Raw genomic sequence first — 17,993 nt, 5'->3', positions numbered from 1 at the left:
GTCCGGGGTTGATATGCAATACATCAAAATCCATGTGCAGGATAACGTTGCGGTCGCGCTGGCTGATTTGGCGCAGGGAACAGAAGTCACTGTGGACAACCACACCGTAACGCTTCGCCAGGATGTTGCTCGCGGACATAAATTTGCTCTGAGTGACATCAAGAAAGGGGCGTACGTGATTAAGTATGGCCAGCCTATCGGCCATGCTTTGGCGGACATTGCGGCGGGTGAACATATTCACGCCCACAATACTCGCACCAATCTGAGCGATTTGGATGAGTATAGCTATCAACCTGATTTTCAGGATCTCCCTGCGCAACCAGCGGATCGCGACGTGCAGATTTATCGTCGCGCTAACGGGGACGTCGGGGTACGAAACGAACTCTGGATCCTGCCAACCGTTGGCTGTGTCAACGGGATTGCGCGCCAGATCCAGAGCCGTTTCCTGAAAGAGACCCATGATGCCGAGGGCACCGACGGTGTCTTCCTGTTCAGCCACACTTACGGCTGCTCGCAGCTTGGCGACGATCACATCAATACCCGGACGATGCTGCAAAACATGGTCCGTCACCCGAATGCCGGCGCGGTGCTGGTGATTGGCCTGGGGTGTGAAAACAACCAGGTCGATGCTTTCCGCGAAACGCTGGGCGACTTCGATCCTGAACGCGTGCACTTTATGATTTGTCAGCATCAGGACGATGAAGTGGAGGCCGGACTTGAGCATCTCCATCAGCTTTATGACGTGATGCGTCATGACAAACGCGAGCCGGGGAAACTGAGCGAGCTGAAGTTTGGTCTGGAGTGTGGCGGTTCTGACGGGCTTTCCGGGATCACCGCGAATCCGATGCTCGGTCGCTTCTCTGACTACATGATTGCCAACGGCGGCACCACCGTGCTGACCGAAGTGCCGGAGATGTTCGGTGCGGAGCAACTGCTGATGAGTCACTGTCGCGACGAAGAGACGTTCGGCAAACTGGTCACCATGGTCAATGACTTCAAGCAGTATTTTATCGCCCACAACCAGCCGATTTACGAGAACCCCTCGCCGGGTAACAAAGCCGGTGGGATCACCACACTGGAAGATAAGTCGCTGGGCTGCACGCAGAAAGCGGGTTCCAGCCAGGTGGTTGACGTGCTGCGCTACGGCGAGCGTCTGAAAACCCACGGGCTGAATCTGCTGAGCGCGCCGGGTAATGATGCGGTTGCTACCAGTGCGCTGGCGGGGGCCGGTTGTCATATGGTGTTGTTCAGCACCGGTCGCGGTACCCCTTACGGCGGATTTGTGCCGACGGTGAAAATCGCCACCAACAGTGAACTGGCCGCGAAGAAAAAGCACTGGATCGACTTTGATGCGGGTCAGTTGATTCACGGCAAAGCGATGCCGCAACTGCTGAATGAGTTCGTGGATACCATCGTCGATTTTGCGAACGGCAAGCCGACCTGCAACGAACGCAATGATTTCCGCGAACTGGCTATCTTTAAAAGCGGCGTAACGTTGTAATTACCCTTTCCCTTTCGGGTAATCACGAGAATCTGGATTTTAAAAACGACGTTTCATATGATGAAGCGTCGTTTGTTTTTGTATTTCCTGACAAGGATCTCCCATGACCGCGTATTGGCTGGCTCAGGGCGTCGGTGTGCTCGCGTTTCTGATTGGCATTACGACGTTTTTTAATCGCGATGAGCGCCGCTTCCGACTCCAGCTTGCCGTTTATAGCGCCACGATAGGCGTACACTTCTTTCTGATGGGCGCCTGGCCCGCCGGGATGAGCGCGGAACTCAATACCGTGCGTACCCTGGTGTCGATGCGCACCCGCAAGCTGTGGGTGATGGCGCTGTTCATTATCCTCACGCTGGTGCTTGGGCTGGCAAAACTACAGCATGCGATGGAAATTCTGCCCATCATCGGCACGCTCGCCAGTACCTGGGCGCTGTTCCGCTGTAAAGGATTAACGGTGCGCTGCGTGATGTGGTGCGCGACTGCCTGTTGGGTGGTACATAACTTCTGGCTGGGATCGATCGGCGGTACGCTGATTGAAGGCAGTTTTCTGGTGATGAACGGGCTGAACATTATCCGCTTCTGGCGTATGAAACGCCGGGGTATCGATCCGTTCAAAATTGAGAAAAGCGTACAGGAAGAGAACCCTTCCGCCAGATGACGGAAGGGGCTGGGGCTTAGCTGCGCAGAGGATTATTCGCCAGACGTTCGTCTTCAGCTTGGCAGGCTGCCGCGGTAAACAGAACGTCAGTTGACGAGTTCAGCGCGGTTTCACAGGAATCCTGCAGCACGCCGATGATAAAGCCGACAGCAACCACCTGCATGGCGATATCGTTCGGGATACCAAACATATTACAGGCCAGCGGGATCAGCAGCAGCGAGCCACCCGCAACACCCGATGCGCCACAGGCACACAGAGAAGCGACGACGCTCAACAGCAGCGCGGTAGGCAGATCTACCGGGATCCCCAGCGTATTGACCGCCGCCAGCGTTAACACCGTAATGGTGATCGCCGCGCCCGCCATATTGATGGTTGCGCCCAGCGGGATAGAAACGGAATAGGTATCGCGATCCAGATTCAGTTTTTCACACAGCGCCATATTCACCGGAATATTCGCTGCGGAACTGCGAGTGAAGAAGGCGTAAACGCCGCTTTCACGCAGGCAGGCAAAGACCAGCGGATATGGGTTGCGACGAATTTTCCAGAACACCAGCAGCGGGTTGATAACCAGCGCGACCAGCGCCATACAGCCGACCAGCACAACCAGCAGTTGCGCGTAGCCCCACAGCGTTGCGAACCCGGTGGTCGCCAGCGTGGAAGAAACCAGACCAAAAATACCGATCGGGGCAAAACGAATCACCAGTTTCACCATAAAGGTAACGGCGTTCGACATATCATTGACCAGATTTTTGGTGGTGTCATTGCCGTGGCGCAGGGCAAAACCAAGGCCGACCGCCCACACCAGAATGCCGATATAGTTGGCATTCAGCAGTGCATCAATGGGGTTGGAAACCATGCTCATCAGCAAACCACGCAGTACTTCCACGATGCCTGACGGCGGCACGATATCATGCGAACTGGTGGCCAGATGCAACGTTGAAGGGAAGGCGAAGCTGAAGACTACCGCGGCGAGCGCCGCAGAAAACGTCCCCAACAGATAGAGAAACAGAATCGGGCGAATGCTGGTTTTTTGCCCGTGCTGATGGTTCGCGATCGACGCCATCACCAGCATCAGAACCAGCACCGGTGCGACGGCTTTTAATGCGCCGACGAACAGCGTGCCGAGCAGGCCAACGGCAATGGCCGCCGGTTTTGAAATCCATGCCAGTAAGATCCCCAGTACGAGACCCACCAAAATTTGTTTTACCAGGCTTCCTTGAGCCAAACGCTGGAGCAGCCCCGATGAACGTTGCGTAGTCATTTCTTGATCCTTTCATTGTGTTATTGCCCATCCTCTGGACGTTCTTGGGACGTCTCTTTCCGGATGTAACAAAGTGTTTGCCTGGTTGAGTATAAGGAAAGATAACGCTTCGGGAAGCGAAATATGCTGGATTTTATGTTGCGGTCATATTTTATAACTTTACATTAACAATGATGTGACATGTTCTGCAAATAGCAGACGTCAGATTGTCTATTGGCCGGGGACGCGCTAGCGCCGCCCGGCACGACAGAATTACGCCTGTTGTTTCTTATCATGCTGGTAGTTGACCCAGGCATTGATCAGTAACGTCACGACCAGGATGCCAAATACCACGCCGAGCGAAATCGCAATCGGGATATGGTAGAAGTCGACGATCAGCATCTTTATACCGATAAACACCAGGATCACCGCCAGACCGTATTTCAGCATGGAGAAACGCTCTGCAACCCCCGACAGCAGGAAGTACATGGCACGCAGGCCCAGGATCGCGAACAGGTTCGAGGTCAGGACGATGAACGGATCGGTGGTAACGGCGAAGATGGCGGGAATACTGTCGACCGCAAAAATAACGTCGCTCAGTTCCACCAGAATCAGCACCAGCAACAGCGGCGTGGCATATAACAGACCCTTTTTACGTACAAAGAAATGCTCGTTTTCGATGGTATCCGTCATACGCAGATGTCCACGCAGCCAGCGCACCAGCGGTCGGTCGCCGATACCGGAATTGTCCTCTTTCGCCAGCGCCATTTTCACTCCGGTAAACAGGAGGAATGCGCCAAACAGGTACAGGATCCAGTCGAACTGGGTGATAAGCCAGGTACCGGCAAAAATCATGACTGTACGCAGGATAATCGCGCCCAATACGCCGTACACCAGTACCCGACGTTGCAGGGCAGGCGGCACCGAGAAGTAGCTGAACAACATCAGCCAGACAAAGACGTTATCGACGGCGAGGGATTTTTCGATCAGATAACCGGTGAGGAACGCCAGCGCCTGCGGATCGGCGACGGCGCGGCCTTCAGTTTGTACCAGGTACCACCAGAATGCAGCGTTAAACAACAGCGAGAGCGTGACCCAGACCAGGGACCAGGCGGCTGCTTGCTTCATGGTCATCGTATGTACGCCACGACGCCCCTGCAAAAAGAGGTCGATAGCCAGCATGATCACCACAACAACAGCGAATCCGCCCCATAACAACGGTGTGCCGACAGTATTCATCATCATTCCTTACACATAAAAAAACGGCCAACGTCGGAAGACGTCAGCCGCTGCTTTTTTATGCATAGACCTCGCCTTCCGGCAAGGTCTCACTTACAACGAAAAAAGAATGCGTTAACGCATTCCTTTTTCGTTGCCCGGTGACCGGATGTGGTTTTTCACACATCGTAATGACGATCGACCGACAATGAAGTTACTCCCCTTTGCAGGTAACAAAATATGACAGGCCACGCATTCCGTCAATGGCCTGTAACATCTGTTTTACAATGTTTTACGCAGTGGCTGCGCGGCTGACATCGTCTGCCGGGAAGATGACGCCAGTCTGGCGACGAATCTCGGTTAACAGTTTTGCCGTGATGCGACTGTTGGACAATCCTGGGTGATTCACTTCATTGGCGTCCACCAGTGCTGCGAACGCCTGTGCCTCATACAGCATAGTATTGATGTGCTGCGGTTGGGTAAGATCCTGGGTTTTCCCGCCGCGTGGAACAAAGCAGACCTTCTGACATTCGGAGATTTTTTCGATCACCAGCGATCCGGCTTCGCCCTGAATTTCACTGTCGACAACAGAATCGCTTACTTTGGAATGCTGGAGGGTGACGCTGAAATCACCGTAGTTCATCACCACCACGCCGTGGGCATCGACGCCGCTCTCCAGCAGACTGGCAGAGGCCTGTACGCTGTGCGGTTCACCCCACAGCGCCACGGCGGAGGCCAGGCAGTAGAAACCGATGTCCATGATCGAGCCGTTTGAGAAGGCCGGGTTAAAGGTGTTCGGGTTTTCGCCGTCAAGATAGCGCTGATAGCGCGACGAGTACTGGCAGTAATTGAGGAACGCTTTGCGCACCTTACCCACTTTCGGCAGTGACTGCTGTAACAGCAGGAAGTTAGGCAGACTGGCGGTTTTAAACGCTTCGTAAAGCACCACTTGATTTTCCCGCGCACAGGCGATGGCGGCTTCGACTTCGGCCAGATTCGACGCCAGCGGCTTCTCGCAGATCACATGCTTTTTATGGCTCAGAAACAGTTGGGTCTGGGGAAAGTGCAGCGAGTTCGGGCTGGCAATGTACACCGCGTCAATCGCATCGCTTTGCGCCATCGCATCCAGCGAGGTAAACAGATGCTCGACGAGGTAATCATTGGCGAAGGTTTGCGCCTGTTCGAGGCTGCGGGAATAGACTGCGGTTAGCTTATATTTGCCGGTCTCATGGGCGGCATCCACAAACTGGCGGGTGATCCAGTTTGTGCCAATCACTGCGAAACGTATCATAAATGCCTTCAGGCTCCATAAAGGGATTCTGTCGTCAATTTAGCACGCCTTTATGACAAAGCCAGTGCGCTACTGCGCAGTTTCCTTTAACGACAACTGCGTCAACCAGAGGCGGGTATCAAATTCCAACTGGTGATAGTGCGGTTCCATGTGACAACAAAGTTGATAAAACGCCTTGTTGTGCTCCTTTTCCTTCAGATGCGCCAGTTCGTGGACGACGATCATTCGCAAAAAGGGTTCCGGCGCGTTGCGAAACACGGTGGCGACGCGGATCTCGGCTTTCGCTTTCAGTTTGCCGCCCTGTACGCGAGAGACTGCCGTGTGCAGGCCGAGCGCATTCTTCAGTACGTGGATCTTATTGTCATACATTACTTTGTTGATCGGAGGGGCATTACGCAGAAACTGACTTTTCAGATCCTGGGTGTATTGCCAGAGCGCTTTATCCGTCGCGAAATCATGCGTTCCCGGATAGCGCTTTTCCAGCACCGCGCCCAGGCGCTGCTCGGCAATCAGCGTGCGCACCTGCGAAAGCAGGTTCTCCGGGTAGCCCTGGAGGTAAGTTAATTGGCTCATCGTCACCCATGCAAATCATAAAAAGTGTATACTCACGCACCCTTTTACGGGATACGCCGAAATTTTACCATTCAGGAGGGCCGATGAGCCACACAGACAACGGTTTCCGTTCACTGACACTAAAACGTTTCCCGGAAACGGACGACGTTAACCCACTGTTGGCGTGGGAAGCGGCCGATGACTATCTGCTGCAACAGGTGGACGATACGGAGATTCGCGGCCCGGTGCTGATCCTGAATGATACCTTCGGTGCGCTGAGCTGTGCGCTGGCGGAGCAGTCGCCGTACAGCATTGGCGATTCTTATTTAAGCGAACTGGCCACGCGGGAAAACCTGCGCCATAACGACATCGCGGAGTCCAGCGTCAAGTTTCTCGACAGCACGGCAGAGTACCCGCAGGCGCCAGGCGTGGTACTGATCAAAGTGCCGAAAACGCTGGCACTGCTTGAGCAACAGCTGCGCGCGCTGCGAAAAGTGGTGACCCCGCAAACCCGTATCATTGCTGGCGCGAAGGCGCGGGATATCCATAACTCTACGCTGGAGCTGTTTGAGAAAGTGCTCGGTCCAACGACCACCACGCTGGCGTGGAAAAAGGCGCGTCTCATCCATTGCACCTTCAGCGAGCCGACGCTGGCCGATGCGCCGGAAACGCTGAGCTGGAAACTGGAAGGCACTGACTGGACCATCCATAACCATGCCAACGTCTTCTCCCGCACCGGGCTGGATATTGGCGCCCGCTTCTTTATGCAGCACTTGCCAGAGAATCTGGAAGGGGAGATTGTCGATCTCGGCTGTGGCAACGGGGTAATTGGCCTGACGTTGCTGGAAAAAAATCCACAGGCTAACGTGGTCTTTGTCGATGAATCCCCAATGGCGGTGGCTTCCAGCCGTCTGAATGTGGAAACTAACCTGCCTGAAGCCATCGATCGCTGCGAATTTATGATTAACAACGCGCTGTCCGGAGTGGAGCCTTTTCGTTTTAACGCCGTACTGTGCAATCCGCCGTTCCATCAGAAGCATGCGCTGACGGATAACATTGCCTGGGAAATGTTCCACCACGCCCGTCGCTGCCTGAAGATCAACGGCGAGCTGTATATCGTCGCCAACCGTCACCTCGACTACTTCCACAAGCTGAAGAAGATCTTCGGCAACTGCGCCACCGTTGCGACCAACAATAAGTTTGTGGTGCTTAAAGCGGTGAAAGTCGGTCGTCGCCGCTAACGTTTTGCCGGATGACGGCTGCGCCTTATCCGGCCTACGTATTGGGAGGCTATCCCGTAGGCCTGATAAGCGTAGCGCCATCAGGCACTTTAAATTCCCAATGCCAGACGGGTGCCCTGGGCAATGGCCCGGCGGGCATCCAGTTCCATCGCCACATCACAGCCGCCGATTAAGTGCACCGTTTTTCCCGTCGCACGCAGCGGTTCCGCCAGCTCACGTCGCGGCTCCTGACCCGCACAAATAATGACGTTATCGACTTCCAGCGTCTGCGCTTCACCGCCGATCAACACGTGCAGGCCGACATCGTCGATCTTCTGATAGCTGACTGCCGGGATCATCTTCACACCGCGTGAAAGCAGCGTGGTGCGATGGATCCAGCCGGTGGTTTTCCCCAGTCCCTCGCCGGGTTTGCTGGCCTTACGCTGGAGCATCACAACCTGGCGCGGACTGCGGGCCAGGTGCGGGCCTTCTGGACGTAATCCGCCGGCCTGTTGCAGGCTGGTGTCGATACCCCATTCCACACAGAAATCAGCAATGCTCTGGCTGGTGGGTTCGCCGGGCTGACTCAGGTACATCGCGGTATCAAAGCCGATCCCGCCGCAGCCAACGATCGCCACCCGACGTCCCACCGGGGTTTTGTCGCGCAGCACGTCGAGATAGGTTAAGACCTTCGGATGATCAATGCCGTCGATCGGCGGCCTGCGCGGCTCGATCCCGCTGGCGAGAATCACCTCATCGAATGCCTGCAGATCGTCTGCCGCGACATAATGATTCAGTTTCAGCGTTACGCCGGTGATATCGATCATCCGACGGTAATAGCGGAGCGTTTCATAAAACTCCTCTTTACCGGGGATCTGTTTGGCGATGTTAAACTGCCCGCCGATCTCGCCCAGCGCATCAAAGAGAGTGACATGATGACCGCGTGCCGCCGCATTAATGGCAAAGGCAAGGCCCGCCGGGCCCGCACCGACGACAGCCAGATTTTTTATTGTGGAAGCCGGAACCACAGGCATTTTGGTTTCATGGCACGCGCGAGGATTCACCAGGCACGACGTGACTTTGCCGACGAAGATCTGATCCAGGCATGCCTGATTACAGCCGATGCAGGTGTTAATTTCATCGGCACGCCCCGATTGCGCTTTCGACAGCAGTTCGGCATCCGCGAGAAACGGGCGCGCCATCGACACCATATCGGCATCGCCACGCGCCAGAATTTCATCGGCAACCTGCGGATCGTTAATGCGGTTAGTGGTGACCAGCGGCAGCGAAACGTGACCTTTCAGTTTACGCGTCACCCAACTAAAGGCACCGCGAGGCACCGGCGTGGCGATGGTGGGAATGCGCGCTTCGTGCCAGCCAATCCCGGTGTTGATGAGCGTTGCGCCTGCGGCTTCGATGGCCTGCGCCAGTTGCACCGTTTCTGCAAAGGTGCTGCCGTTTTCTACCAGATCAAGCATCGACAGGCGGTAGATAATAATAAAGTCGTTCCCCACCCGCTGACGCATTGCACGCACCACTTCAACGGCAAAGCGCATACGCCTGGCATAATCACCGCCCCATTCATCGTCGCGCTGGTTGGTGCGCAGGGCGAGAAACTCGTTAATCAGGTAGCCTTCCGAGCCCATTACCTCCACGCCGTCGTAACCCGCTTCCCGCGCCAGCTGGGCACAGTGCGCGAAGTCCTCTATCAGTTGCAGAACTTCTTCGTGGCTCAGGGCGTGTGGCGTAAACCGGTTGATTGGCGCCTGAATCGCGGAAGGGGCTACCAGTTGTGGTTGATAGCTGTAGCGCCCGGTATGGAGGATCTGTAGGGCAATTTTTCCGCCTTCGTTGTGAACGGCATCGGTAATGACGCGATGATGTGCCACCTGGCGAGCATCATTGAGCGTGGCACCGCCTTCCATTCCGACACCAGACTGGGCAGGCGCAATCCCCCCCGTGACAATCAATGCGACGCCGTGTCGGGCACGCTCAGCATAGAAAGCGGCCAGGCGTTCCGCGCCATCAGGATACTCTTCAAGTCCCGTGTGCATTGAACCCATCAGCACACGGTTTTTAAGCTGAGTAAAGCCGAGATCAAGCGGGGCGAACAGCGACGGATAGCTCATAAGATTGTCCAGTATGTAAAATTATTGTTATGTGGTCGGATGAGTTACTAATTTAGCCGTCGGCGGGTAAAAGGGAAAAGGGGAATGCGATGATTGTGATGGGATTCAAAAAAAGTGTGTGCCGTTGTAGACCGGATAAGCGCAGCGCCATGCGGCACTGACTTACCCGGCATAGAATTACATCTCTTCCACGTTCACCCGCAGCGCTGCCAGCGCTTTACGCGTGGCTTTCAGCACTTGCTCACACTGCTCAATGGTCAGCGTTAACGGCGGTTCGATGCGGATCGTTTTCGAGTTGTTGAGCGTTCCGGCAACCAGAACCCGCTGGCGAAACATCTCGCTGGCGAAACTGTAGCCGGTTTCATTGTCGACAAACTCGATTGCCATCAGCATCCCTTTCCCGCGGGCGTCCTGTACCAGGTCAGGGTACTCCCGCGCCAGTTGGCGAAAACCGTCCAGCAGGATATCGCCTTTCTGTTCCGCTTGTGCCGGCAAGTTCTGCTCCAGCAGCACATTGATGGTCGCCAGCGCGGCCGCACAGGCCAGCGGATTACCACCAAAAGTAGTGGTGTGCAGGAAGGGGTTATCGAACAGTACCGAGAAGACCTCTTCGGTGGCGATCGTCGCGCCAATCGGCATCACGCCGCCTCCCAGCGCTTTTGCCAGGCAGAGAATGTCTGGCTGCACGTTCTCATGCTCGCAGGCAAACATTTTGCCGGTACGCCCCATCCCGGTCTGGACTTCATCGAGGATCATCAGCGCGCCAAACTCGTCGCAGAGTTTACGTACGGCGGTGAGATAACCCTGCGGTGGCAGGATCACGCCGCCTTCACCCTGAATAGGTTCCAGAATCACCGCAGCCACATCATCTCCGGTTTTTTTGCACTCGCTGAGCGCGGTACGCATGGCCTCAATATTCCCGAATGGCACATGACGGAAGCCCGGCAGCAGCGGCATAAACGGCTTGCGGAACGTGGATTTGGCGGTGGCGGACAGCGCGCCCAGCGACTTACCGTGGAACGCGCCGCTGGTGGCGATAAAGGTAAATTTGCCCCGTGGTGACTGATACGCCTTCGCCAGTTTCAGCGCTGCTTCGACCGATTCGGTACCACTGTTGCAGAAGAAGCTGTATTTCAGTTTTCCGGGCGCCAGGGCGGCAAGGGTTTTTGCCAGCATGGCCCGCAGTGGGTCAAGCAGTTCCTGACTATGCAGAGGTTGTTTCGCGAGTTGATTCTGTACGGCGGAAACCACAACTGGATTACGGTGCCCCACGTTGAAAATTCCAAAACCTCCCAGGCAGTCGACAAACTCCTGTCCCTGGGTGTCGACAAGCGTATTCAGACTCCCCGCTTGCCACTCTACGGCTCCGTAATCCCCGCCGGCGGTAACAGATTTGCGATACTCTAAAAATCCCGGATTGACATGCTCTTTGAAGTAATCAATCACCTCTCGGTTAAGTGCTTTCATCTCCTCATGATCAAGCGTTCGCTTCTCAATGAGATTCAGTGCGTGCGCACTACAGGCCAAAGCCGATGCGCTGGAAGGTAACCTGTTCAAAATATGCTCCCGGAGATCGCGTATCACATGATACCGATTTAAGTATTGCAGGGATTGCGCCATCCCGGCGGCGCTGATGAAAATCGGGATAAACACCAGGGAGAACTGTTATTGCGCAACATTTAATCTCATTTGTTAACAGTTGCTGGGTTTTTGCGCAAAGTGAAGACCGTGCGAGAGCGGCATCAGAAGGGGCGATTGTGCAGAAATAGTGCAAAATTTGCGCGATGATAGTGCGCGTCCCACAGTGCGATTTTATAGTTTCAAAGCGAAAGTATTTTAAATCAATCAATTAGAATTCGTACAAATTATGAGGTTTAATCGCAAATTGCGATCTAAATCAAATTTAACATCTAAAGATAAATCTGTTAGCGCCGAAATAACATCTGACAAGAAGTTAACAACCAGATAACTTGCACAGGACGCGACTATGTCTTCTCAGCTCTACGTTACCCAGCAAAATACACCGCTGGATGACGATACGACCCTCATGTCGACTACCGATCTCCACAGCTACATCACGCACGCCAACGATACGTTCGTCAATATTAGCGGTTACTCACTCAATGAATTGCTGGCGCAGCCGCACAACCTGGTGCGTCACCCGGACATGCCGAAAGCAGCCTTCGCCGACATGTGGTACACCCTGCAGCAGGGCGAGCCGTGGAGCGGCATCGTCAAGAATCGGCGTAAAAATGGCGATCACTACTGGGTTCGGGCGAACGCGGTACCGATGGTGCGCGAGGGGAACGTGACGGGGTACATGTCAATTCGCACCCGCGCAACGGATGCGGAGATCGCCACGGTTGAGCCGCTTTACAAGGCGCTCAATGAGGGGCGTTGTCGACGCCGGATCCACAAAGGACTGGTGGTGCGTAAAGGATGGCTCGGGAAACTACCGGCAATGCCGGTGCGTTGGCGGGTCCGCAGCGTGATGGCGCTGATCTACGTGGTATTGGCGGCGGCGCTACACCTGTCCGGCGTGCCATGGCTTGCACAACTGACGTGTGCGCTGGTGATGCTGTTGGGTACGGCGGCGTTTGAGTGGCAGATTGTTCGCCCGATTGAGAACGTAGCGAAACAGGCGCTGAAAGTGGCGACCGGTGAGCGAAACAGCGTGGCGCATCTGAATCGCAGTGATGAACTGGGGTTGACGCTACGCGCTGTCGGGCAACTTGGTCTGATGTGTCGCTGGCTAATCAACGACGTTTCAAGCCAGGTGTCGAGCGTCAGAAACGGTAGCGAAACCTTAGCGAAAGGCAATGACGATCTGAATAAGCATACGCGTCAGACGGTCGATAACGTCCAGCAGACGGTGACCACCATGAATCAAATGGCGGCGTCGGTAAAACAAAACTCAGAAACCGCATCCGCCGCCGATAAGCTGTCGATTGCCGCCAGTAGCGCGGCGACGCAGGGCGGTGAAGCGATGGACACCGTGATTAAAACCATGGATGACATCGCCAACAGCACACAGCGCATTGGCACCATCACCACGCTGATTAACGACATCGCTTTCCAGACGAATATCCTGGCGCTGAACGCCGCGGTTGAAGCGGCCAGGGCGGGTGAGCAGGGCAAAGGGTTTGCCGTCGTGGCAGGTGAAGTACGCCATCTGGCCAGCCGCAGCGCCAGCGCGGCGAATGATATTCGTAAGTTGATCGATGCCAGTGCGGATAAAGTACAGTCGGGTTCTCAGCAGGTCCATGCGGCGGGACGTACGATGGATGATATTGTCTCTCAGGTACAAAACGTCACCCAGTTGATTGCGCAAATCAGCCATTCAACGCTGGAGCAGTCTGACGGATTGACCAGTCTGACGCGTGCGGTAGGCGAACTTAACGACATCACGCAGAAGAACGCCGAGTTGGTTGAAGAGAGCGCGCAGGTGTCCGCTATGGTTAAACACCGTGCCAGCCGTCTGGCGGATGCCGTGACGGTGCTGCACTGATCCTTTCTTTTATCCTCATCAACGCTTACCGGTAATGGTAAGCGTTATTGTAATAATAATGTTAATGATATATTAAATATTACCACCTGCGGGTGGTTTTTTTATTTTATTCATATCTTTCAATTTCTGTCTTTTGGCGATTAAGACATTATAAAAAATCGTTTATATAACGATCGGTCTGCGTCTATTCATCGTCAAAAACTATTTTCAGAAAATTATTGATAATAAAAAGCGATCAATATCATAAAGTTAGTGAGTTTGTTACCGATAAAGGAATCTGTCTGAAGAAAACTATCTCCAGGGAGAATATATGTTTTTGCGTAACATGAAGATCCGCTCAAGATTATTTATCGCGTTTGGATTGTTTATTGTACTGATGATGGTGAGTTCGGGCCTTTCATTATTTAGCCTGGACCGCGCCAACAGCGGTATGCAAAACATCATTACCAATGACTATCCCGTCACGGTAAAAGCCAATAAGCTCATCGATCATTTTCAGGATTTTGTCAGCACACAGCAGCTGATGCTGATGGACGAAGAGGGGCGCTGGGCCCAGACGTCACAGAAAAAGCTCGATACCATTAGCCAGCAGATTACAGTGCTGCTGGATGAACTGGACGCTGCGCCGCTAAACGCCGAATCGAAAAAGGTCATCGCCGGGATCCGCGACGTGCGCGAGCAATATCTCGCCTCCCGATTCCGCATTCTGCAGGAACTGCAAAACCATAACCGACAGGCGGCAATGCAGGAGATGATGACCACGACGGTCAATGTACAGCAGGCCTATAAAGAGAAAGTTCAGGCGCTGATCGCCATTGAAGATACGCAGATGTTGCGTGCTGGCGCCCAGGTGGCAAGCGACTTCACCGCGAACCGGGCGCTGCTTATCGCGCTGGCGCTCATTGGTATTGCTGCGGGCTGTATGATGGGCTGGTATATCGTACGGTCCATCACCCGGCCGCTGAATGAAGCGGTGCAGTTTGCCGAAGCGATTGCCGAGGGCGATCTGACCCGCAATATCCTCACCACGCAGAAAGATGAGACCGGCGAACTGCTGCATGCGCTGATGGTAATGAAAACTCGTCTGCTGGAGATTGTCCAGGAAGTTCAGAACGGGTCGGAGAATATCTCCAGCGCGGCAGCGCAGATCGTCGCCGGGAACCAGGATCTGGCTGCGCGTACCGAAGAACAGGCGAGCTCCGTCGAGCAGACCGCGGCGTCAATGGAGCAGATCACCGCCACGGTAAAAAACACGGCCGAACATACCGGAGAAGCGACGAAGCTCTCTGCGGGGGCGGCGACCGTTGTGAAGAACAATGGCGAGATGATGAATCAGGTGACGCAAAAAATGCGCGTGATTAATGAAACATCTAACCGCATGTCGGACATTATCAACCTGATTGACTCCATTGCATTCCAGACCAATATTCTGGCGCTTAATGCGGCTGTCGAAGCCGCGCGAGCCGGTGAGCATGGTCGTGGGTTTGCCGTGGTGGCAGGAGAAGTACGCCAGTTGGCGCAGAAGAGTGCATCCTCTGCCAGCGAGATCCGCCATCTGATTGAGGATTCCACCGGTCAGACCCAGGAAGGGATGCTGCTGGTCGAGAAGGCTAACGGCCTGATAAACGGCATGGTCAGCAACGTCGAGGAGATGGATGTGATCCTGCGGGAGATCGGCCAGGCCAGTCGTGAGCAGACCGAGGGGATTTCGCAGATCAACAGCGCGATTGGCCTGATTGACGCCACCACCCAGCAGAACTCCTGTCTGGTTGAGGAGTCCGTTGCGGCAGCGGCGTCACTGAATGAGCAGGCGTTACACTTAAAAGAGATGGTGAAAGTGTTCCGCGTTCGCGACGGCGACGCCTTGCCTGCTTAATCAAGCTGAGTGATTTCCAGCGCCGCGCGGTCGATCACGCCAATGATCTTTTTTAACTGTGCGTCGCTGATGTCACCCTGATTCACCCTCAGATCCAGTACCGCCTTGAAGTTTTCCAGCGCTCGCTTCATCTGCGGATTCTTACGCAGTTCAAAGCCGACATTACGTGCGTTGACGCGTTCCTGGATGTGACCGAGATGTTCACGATTCTCTTCCAGCCATTGTGCGCCGGTGTCAGTGATGGTGATTTTTTTACGCCCGCCATCCTCTTCGCTGATCGTAATAAAGGCCTGATCCTGGAGGAAATCCAGCGTTGGGTAGATCACGCCAGGGCTTGGCGTATAGTTGCCCTGCGTCAGATTCTCGATGGCTTTGATTAGCTCATAACCGTGGCTGGCTTCGCGGGAAAGAATATCCAGAATCACCAGACGCAACTCCCCATGACCGAAAAAGCGTTGACGCCGCCCGCCACCGCCGCCTCTACCGTGACGATGTTCGCAACCGTCGTGATGATGCCCTTCGCCTTTACAGCAACCTTCATGATGATGTCGCATGATAATCTCCTGTTGTTTAGATATATCTAATTTATATCTAAATTTAAGATTTTGACAAGGGTAGTGTTGAAGTTTTTACTAATTATATGAATTTAAATGATAAATATTTAACGACGCAACATTGTAGACGCTATCAAAAAATGACTTGCAATTCTGGCTATTAACAATCATTATCATTTGAAAAATCTATTTAGATATATCTGATTATCACACGAAGGCCAAAAAATGATGGATAAAACTTCACGTTACCCACAGCGCGTGCGCAATGAACTGCGCTTTCGCGAACTTACCGTTTTGCGCGTAGAACGTATCGGCACGGGTTTTCAGCGTATTGTCCTCGGTGGCGATGCGCTGGAAGGCTTTAATTCGCGCGGCTTTGACGACCATAGCAAGGTGTTTTTCCCGCAACCCGGCAGCCAGTTTGTTCCGCCAACCGTGACGGAAGAAGGCATTGTCTGGGGTGAGGGCGTACGTCCGGCTTCTCGCGATTACACACCGTTGTACGATGAAGCCCGCCATGAGCTGGCGCTGGATTTCTTTATTCACGACGGTGGCGTGGCAAGTTCCTGGGCGATGAAAGCGCGCGAAGGCGATACGCTAACGATCGGCGGGCCACGTGGTTCGCTGGTGGTGCCGGAAGACTACGCTTATCAGCTCTATGTTTGTGATGAGTCCGGTATGCCAGCGTTGCGGCGTCGTCTTGAGGCGCTGAGTCGCTTACCGGTAAAACCGACGGTGACCGCGCTGGTGAGCGTCGCCGATCCTGCGTATCAGGATTACCTCGCGCATCTGGACGATTTTGCCATTGAATGGCTGGGACACGATGAGCAGGCGATTGCCGCGCGACTGGCGCAGATCGAAGTACCGGAAGAAGATTACTTCATCTGGATCACCGGGGAAGGGAAAGTGGTGAAAAACCTCAGTCAGCGCTTTGAGCAGGCGCCGTTTGATCAGCAGTTAGTCCGTGCAGCGGCGTACTGGCACAGCAAGTAAAGTGAGCACCGTCGGGACAATGAAATTTAATGATTTCTTTGATGCTGAAATCGGTTTAAGGTCATAGGGTAGTCTTGTGTTTTACATGGTAAATTTTAAGGATAAAAGTATGCCTGCAGTCATTGATAAAGCATTAGATTTCATTAACGGTATGAACACCTCGGCCTCATCTCCAGAACCCATGGATGAAAGCACGGCGAAAGGAATTTTGAAATATTTGAAAGAACTGGGCCGCCCGGCAAGTGCGTCGGATATTGTTGCGCGTGGGGAGCAGGAGGGGTGGAACCCTGGGTTTACGCAAAAACTGGTTAAGTGGGCTGAGAAGTTTGAAGCCGGTGAACGGGTTTTGATTAGAGACCCTGAATATTTTTCATTGTATATGCGTGAGCAGCTTCAGGAACTGGTCGAAGTTGAGCGCGCGTGAAGCCAACAACCTGTCTTGATGCTCTTGCCAGTGGGGAAGAGCATCCCTTTCTCTGTATTGCTGCGCGAGTGTAACTCATTGAATTTGGTGGCCCCTGCTGGACTTGAACCAGCGACCAAGCGATTATGAGTCGCCTGCTCTAACCACTGAGCTAAGGGGCCGTGGCGGTGAATTATAAAGTAACTCCTGCGCGCAATCCAGCCATAACCGTACGTATGCTGTTTTATTAAACAACGTATTTTCAATCCGTTATACTTTTCCCTACGATGTTATGTAGTGGAGTCATCATGGTTAAGGACATTTTAGCGCCGGGGTTGCGGGTCGTGTTCTGCGGCATCAATCCGGGGCTCTCTTCTGCCGGGACGGGGTTTCCGTTTGCGCATCCGGCAAACCGTTTCTGGAAGGTGATCCATCAGGCTGGTTTTACCGATCGCCAGCTCAAACCGGAAGAGGCAGAGCACCTGCTGGATTTTCGCTGTGGCGTGACCAAACTGGTCGACAGACCGACGGTGCAGGCTAATGAAGTCTCGCGTAAGGAGTTGCACGATGGTGGACGTAGCCTGATTGCTAAGATTGAGCAGTACCAACCGCATGCCCTGGCGATTCTGGGTAAGCAGGCGTTTGAACAAGGCTTCAGCCAGCGCGGCGTACAGTGGGGAAAGCAGAGTATAACGATTGGCGCAACGCAGGTGTGGGTATTGCCGAATACCAGCGGATTGAGCCGTATTACCCTGGATAAACTGGTGGAAGCCTTCAGGGAACTGGATGAGGCGCTGATCGTGCGCGGAATGTAAAAAAAACGCCACCGGGAAGGTGGCGTTTGCAGTTT

General features: G+C 54.1%; 15 protein-coding genes and 1 tRNA gene. 8 read left to right on the top strand and 8 right to left on the bottom strand.

The window, feature by feature from the left end; translation table 11 throughout:
* Positions 1-13 precede the first annotated feature (13 nt).
* Complete coding sequence (locus WM46_RS16395; protein ID WP_102602839.1) at positions 14-1,501, top strand: UxaA family hydrolase; 1,488 nt, start codon at positions 14-16, stop codon at positions 1,499-1,501.
* A gap of 103 nt (positions 1,502-1,604) precedes the next feature.
* Positions 1,605-2,159 (top strand): YgjV family protein, encoded by a 555-nt coding sequence (locus WM46_RS16390; protein ID WP_061076238.1) that lies wholly within the window; start codon positions 1,605-1,607, stop codon positions 2,157-2,159.
* Positions 2,160-2,175: 16 nt separating this feature from the next.
* Here WM46_RS16390 and sstT read toward each other — a convergent pair whose 3' ends face one another.
* From sstT to WM46_RS16370, 4 genes are all read right to left on the bottom strand, one after another.
* Positions 2,176-3,420, bottom strand: a complete 1,245-nt coding sequence (gene sstT / locus WM46_RS16385) for a serine/threonine transporter SstT (protein WP_061076239.1) — start codon at positions 3,418-3,420, stop codon at positions 2,176-2,178.
* A 252-nt stretch (positions 3,421-3,672) separates the two neighbouring features.
* Complete coding sequence (locus WM46_RS16380) at positions 3,673-4,638, bottom strand: TerC family protein (protein WP_102602838.1); 966 nt, start codon at positions 4,636-4,638, stop codon at positions 3,673-3,675.
* Between the two features lie 271 nt (positions 4,639-4,909).
* Positions 4,910-5,908 (bottom strand): Gfo/Idh/MocA family protein, encoded by a 999-nt coding sequence (locus WM46_RS16375; protein ID WP_102602837.1) that lies wholly within the window; start codon positions 5,906-5,908, stop codon positions 4,910-4,912.
* A 69-nt stretch (positions 5,909-5,977) separates the two neighbouring features.
* Positions 5,978-6,481: a M48 family metallopeptidase gene (locus WM46_RS16370; protein ID WP_061076242.1), complete on the bottom strand. Its 504-nt coding sequence runs from the start codon at positions 6,479-6,481 to the stop codon at positions 5,978-5,980.
* 83 nt (positions 6,482-6,564) lie between these two features.
* On the opposite strand from WM46_RS16370, the gene rlmG reads away from it, so the two are divergent.
* The gene (gene rlmG / locus WM46_RS16365) at positions 6,565-7,701 is read left to right on the top strand and encodes a 23S rRNA (guanine(1835)-N(2))-methyltransferase RlmG (RefSeq protein WP_061076243.1); all 1,137 of its coding nucleotides are present in this window, start codon (positions 6,565-6,567) and stop codon (positions 7,699-7,701) included.
* Between the two features lie 89 nt (positions 7,702-7,790).
* On the opposite strand, the gene WM46_RS16355 is transcribed toward rlmG, so the two are convergent.
* Complete coding sequence (locus WM46_RS16355) at positions 7,791-9,809, bottom strand: NADPH-dependent 2,4-dienoyl-CoA reductase (protein WP_102602836.1); 2,019 nt, start codon at positions 9,807-9,809, stop codon at positions 7,791-7,793.
* 177 nt (positions 9,810-9,986) lie between these two features.
* Positions 9,987-11,366 carry a putrescine aminotransferase gene (ygjG, locus tag WM46_RS16350; RefSeq protein WP_187394393.1) on the bottom strand — a complete coding sequence of 460 codons (1,380 nt, stop codon included), beginning with the start codon at positions 11,364-11,366 and terminating at the stop codon, positions 9,987-9,989.
* 430 nt (positions 11,367-11,796) lie between these two features.
* Between ygjG and WM46_RS16345 the strand changes: the two genes are divergently transcribed.
* Together WM46_RS16345 and WM46_RS16340 are read left to right on the top strand one after the other, a co-directional pair.
* Positions 11,797-13,317, top strand: a complete 1,521-nt coding sequence (locus tag WM46_RS16345; protein ID WP_102602834.1) for a PAS domain-containing methyl-accepting chemotaxis protein — start codon at positions 11,797-11,799, stop codon at positions 13,315-13,317.
* Between the two features lie 310 nt (positions 13,318-13,627).
* Complete coding sequence (locus WM46_RS16340; protein ID WP_102602833.1) at positions 13,628-15,193, top strand: methyl-accepting chemotaxis protein; 1,566 nt, start codon at positions 13,628-13,630, stop codon at positions 15,191-15,193.
* Here the strand turns inward: WM46_RS16340 and WM46_RS16335 are convergent.
* Positions 15,190-15,750, bottom strand: a complete 561-nt coding sequence (locus WM46_RS16335; protein ID WP_187394508.1) for a PadR family transcriptional regulator — start codon at positions 15,748-15,750, stop codon at positions 15,190-15,192. The two genes, WM46_RS16340 and WM46_RS16335, sit on opposite strands and share 4 nt — an antisense overlap.
* A 225-nt stretch (positions 15,751-15,975) precedes the next feature.
* Between WM46_RS16335 and WM46_RS16330 the strand changes: the two genes are divergently transcribed.
* Together WM46_RS16330 and WM46_RS16325 are read left to right on the top strand one after the other, a co-directional pair.
* Positions 15,976-16,740 carry a siderophore-interacting protein gene (locus WM46_RS16330; protein WP_102603845.1) on the top strand — a complete coding sequence of 255 codons (765 nt, stop codon included), beginning with the start codon at positions 15,976-15,978 and terminating at the stop codon, positions 16,738-16,740.
* 85 nt (positions 16,741-16,825) lie between these two features.
* Positions 16,826-17,164 carry a DUF1889 family protein gene (locus WM46_RS16325; RefSeq protein WP_102603844.1) on the top strand — a complete coding sequence of 113 codons (339 nt, stop codon included), beginning with the start codon at positions 16,826-16,828 and terminating at the stop codon, positions 17,162-17,164.
* 85 nt (positions 17,165-17,249) lie between these two features.
* Here WM46_RS16325 and WM46_RS16320 read toward each other — a convergent pair.
* Positions 17,250-17,325: transfer RNA gene (locus tag WM46_RS16320), tRNA-Ile, on the bottom strand.
* 126 nt (positions 17,326-17,451) lie between these two features.
* Here WM46_RS16320 and mug point away from each other — a divergent pair.
* Positions 17,452-17,958: a G/U mismatch-specific DNA glycosylase gene (gene mug / locus WM46_RS16315; protein WP_061076251.1), complete on the top strand. Its 507-nt coding sequence runs from the start codon at positions 17,452-17,454 to the stop codon at positions 17,956-17,958.
* Positions 17,959-17,993: the final 35 nt, after the last annotated feature.

Origin of the sequence: Citrobacter freundii complex sp. CFNIH2, assembly GCF_002880615.1 — a bacterium.
Classification (GTDB): domain Bacteria; phylum Pseudomonadota; class Gammaproteobacteria; order Enterobacterales; family Enterobacteriaceae; genus Citrobacter_A; species Citrobacter_A amalonaticus_F.
The sequence above is the reverse complement of the archived record's forward strand: the minus strand, read 5'-3'. Positions and strand labels throughout refer to the sequence as shown.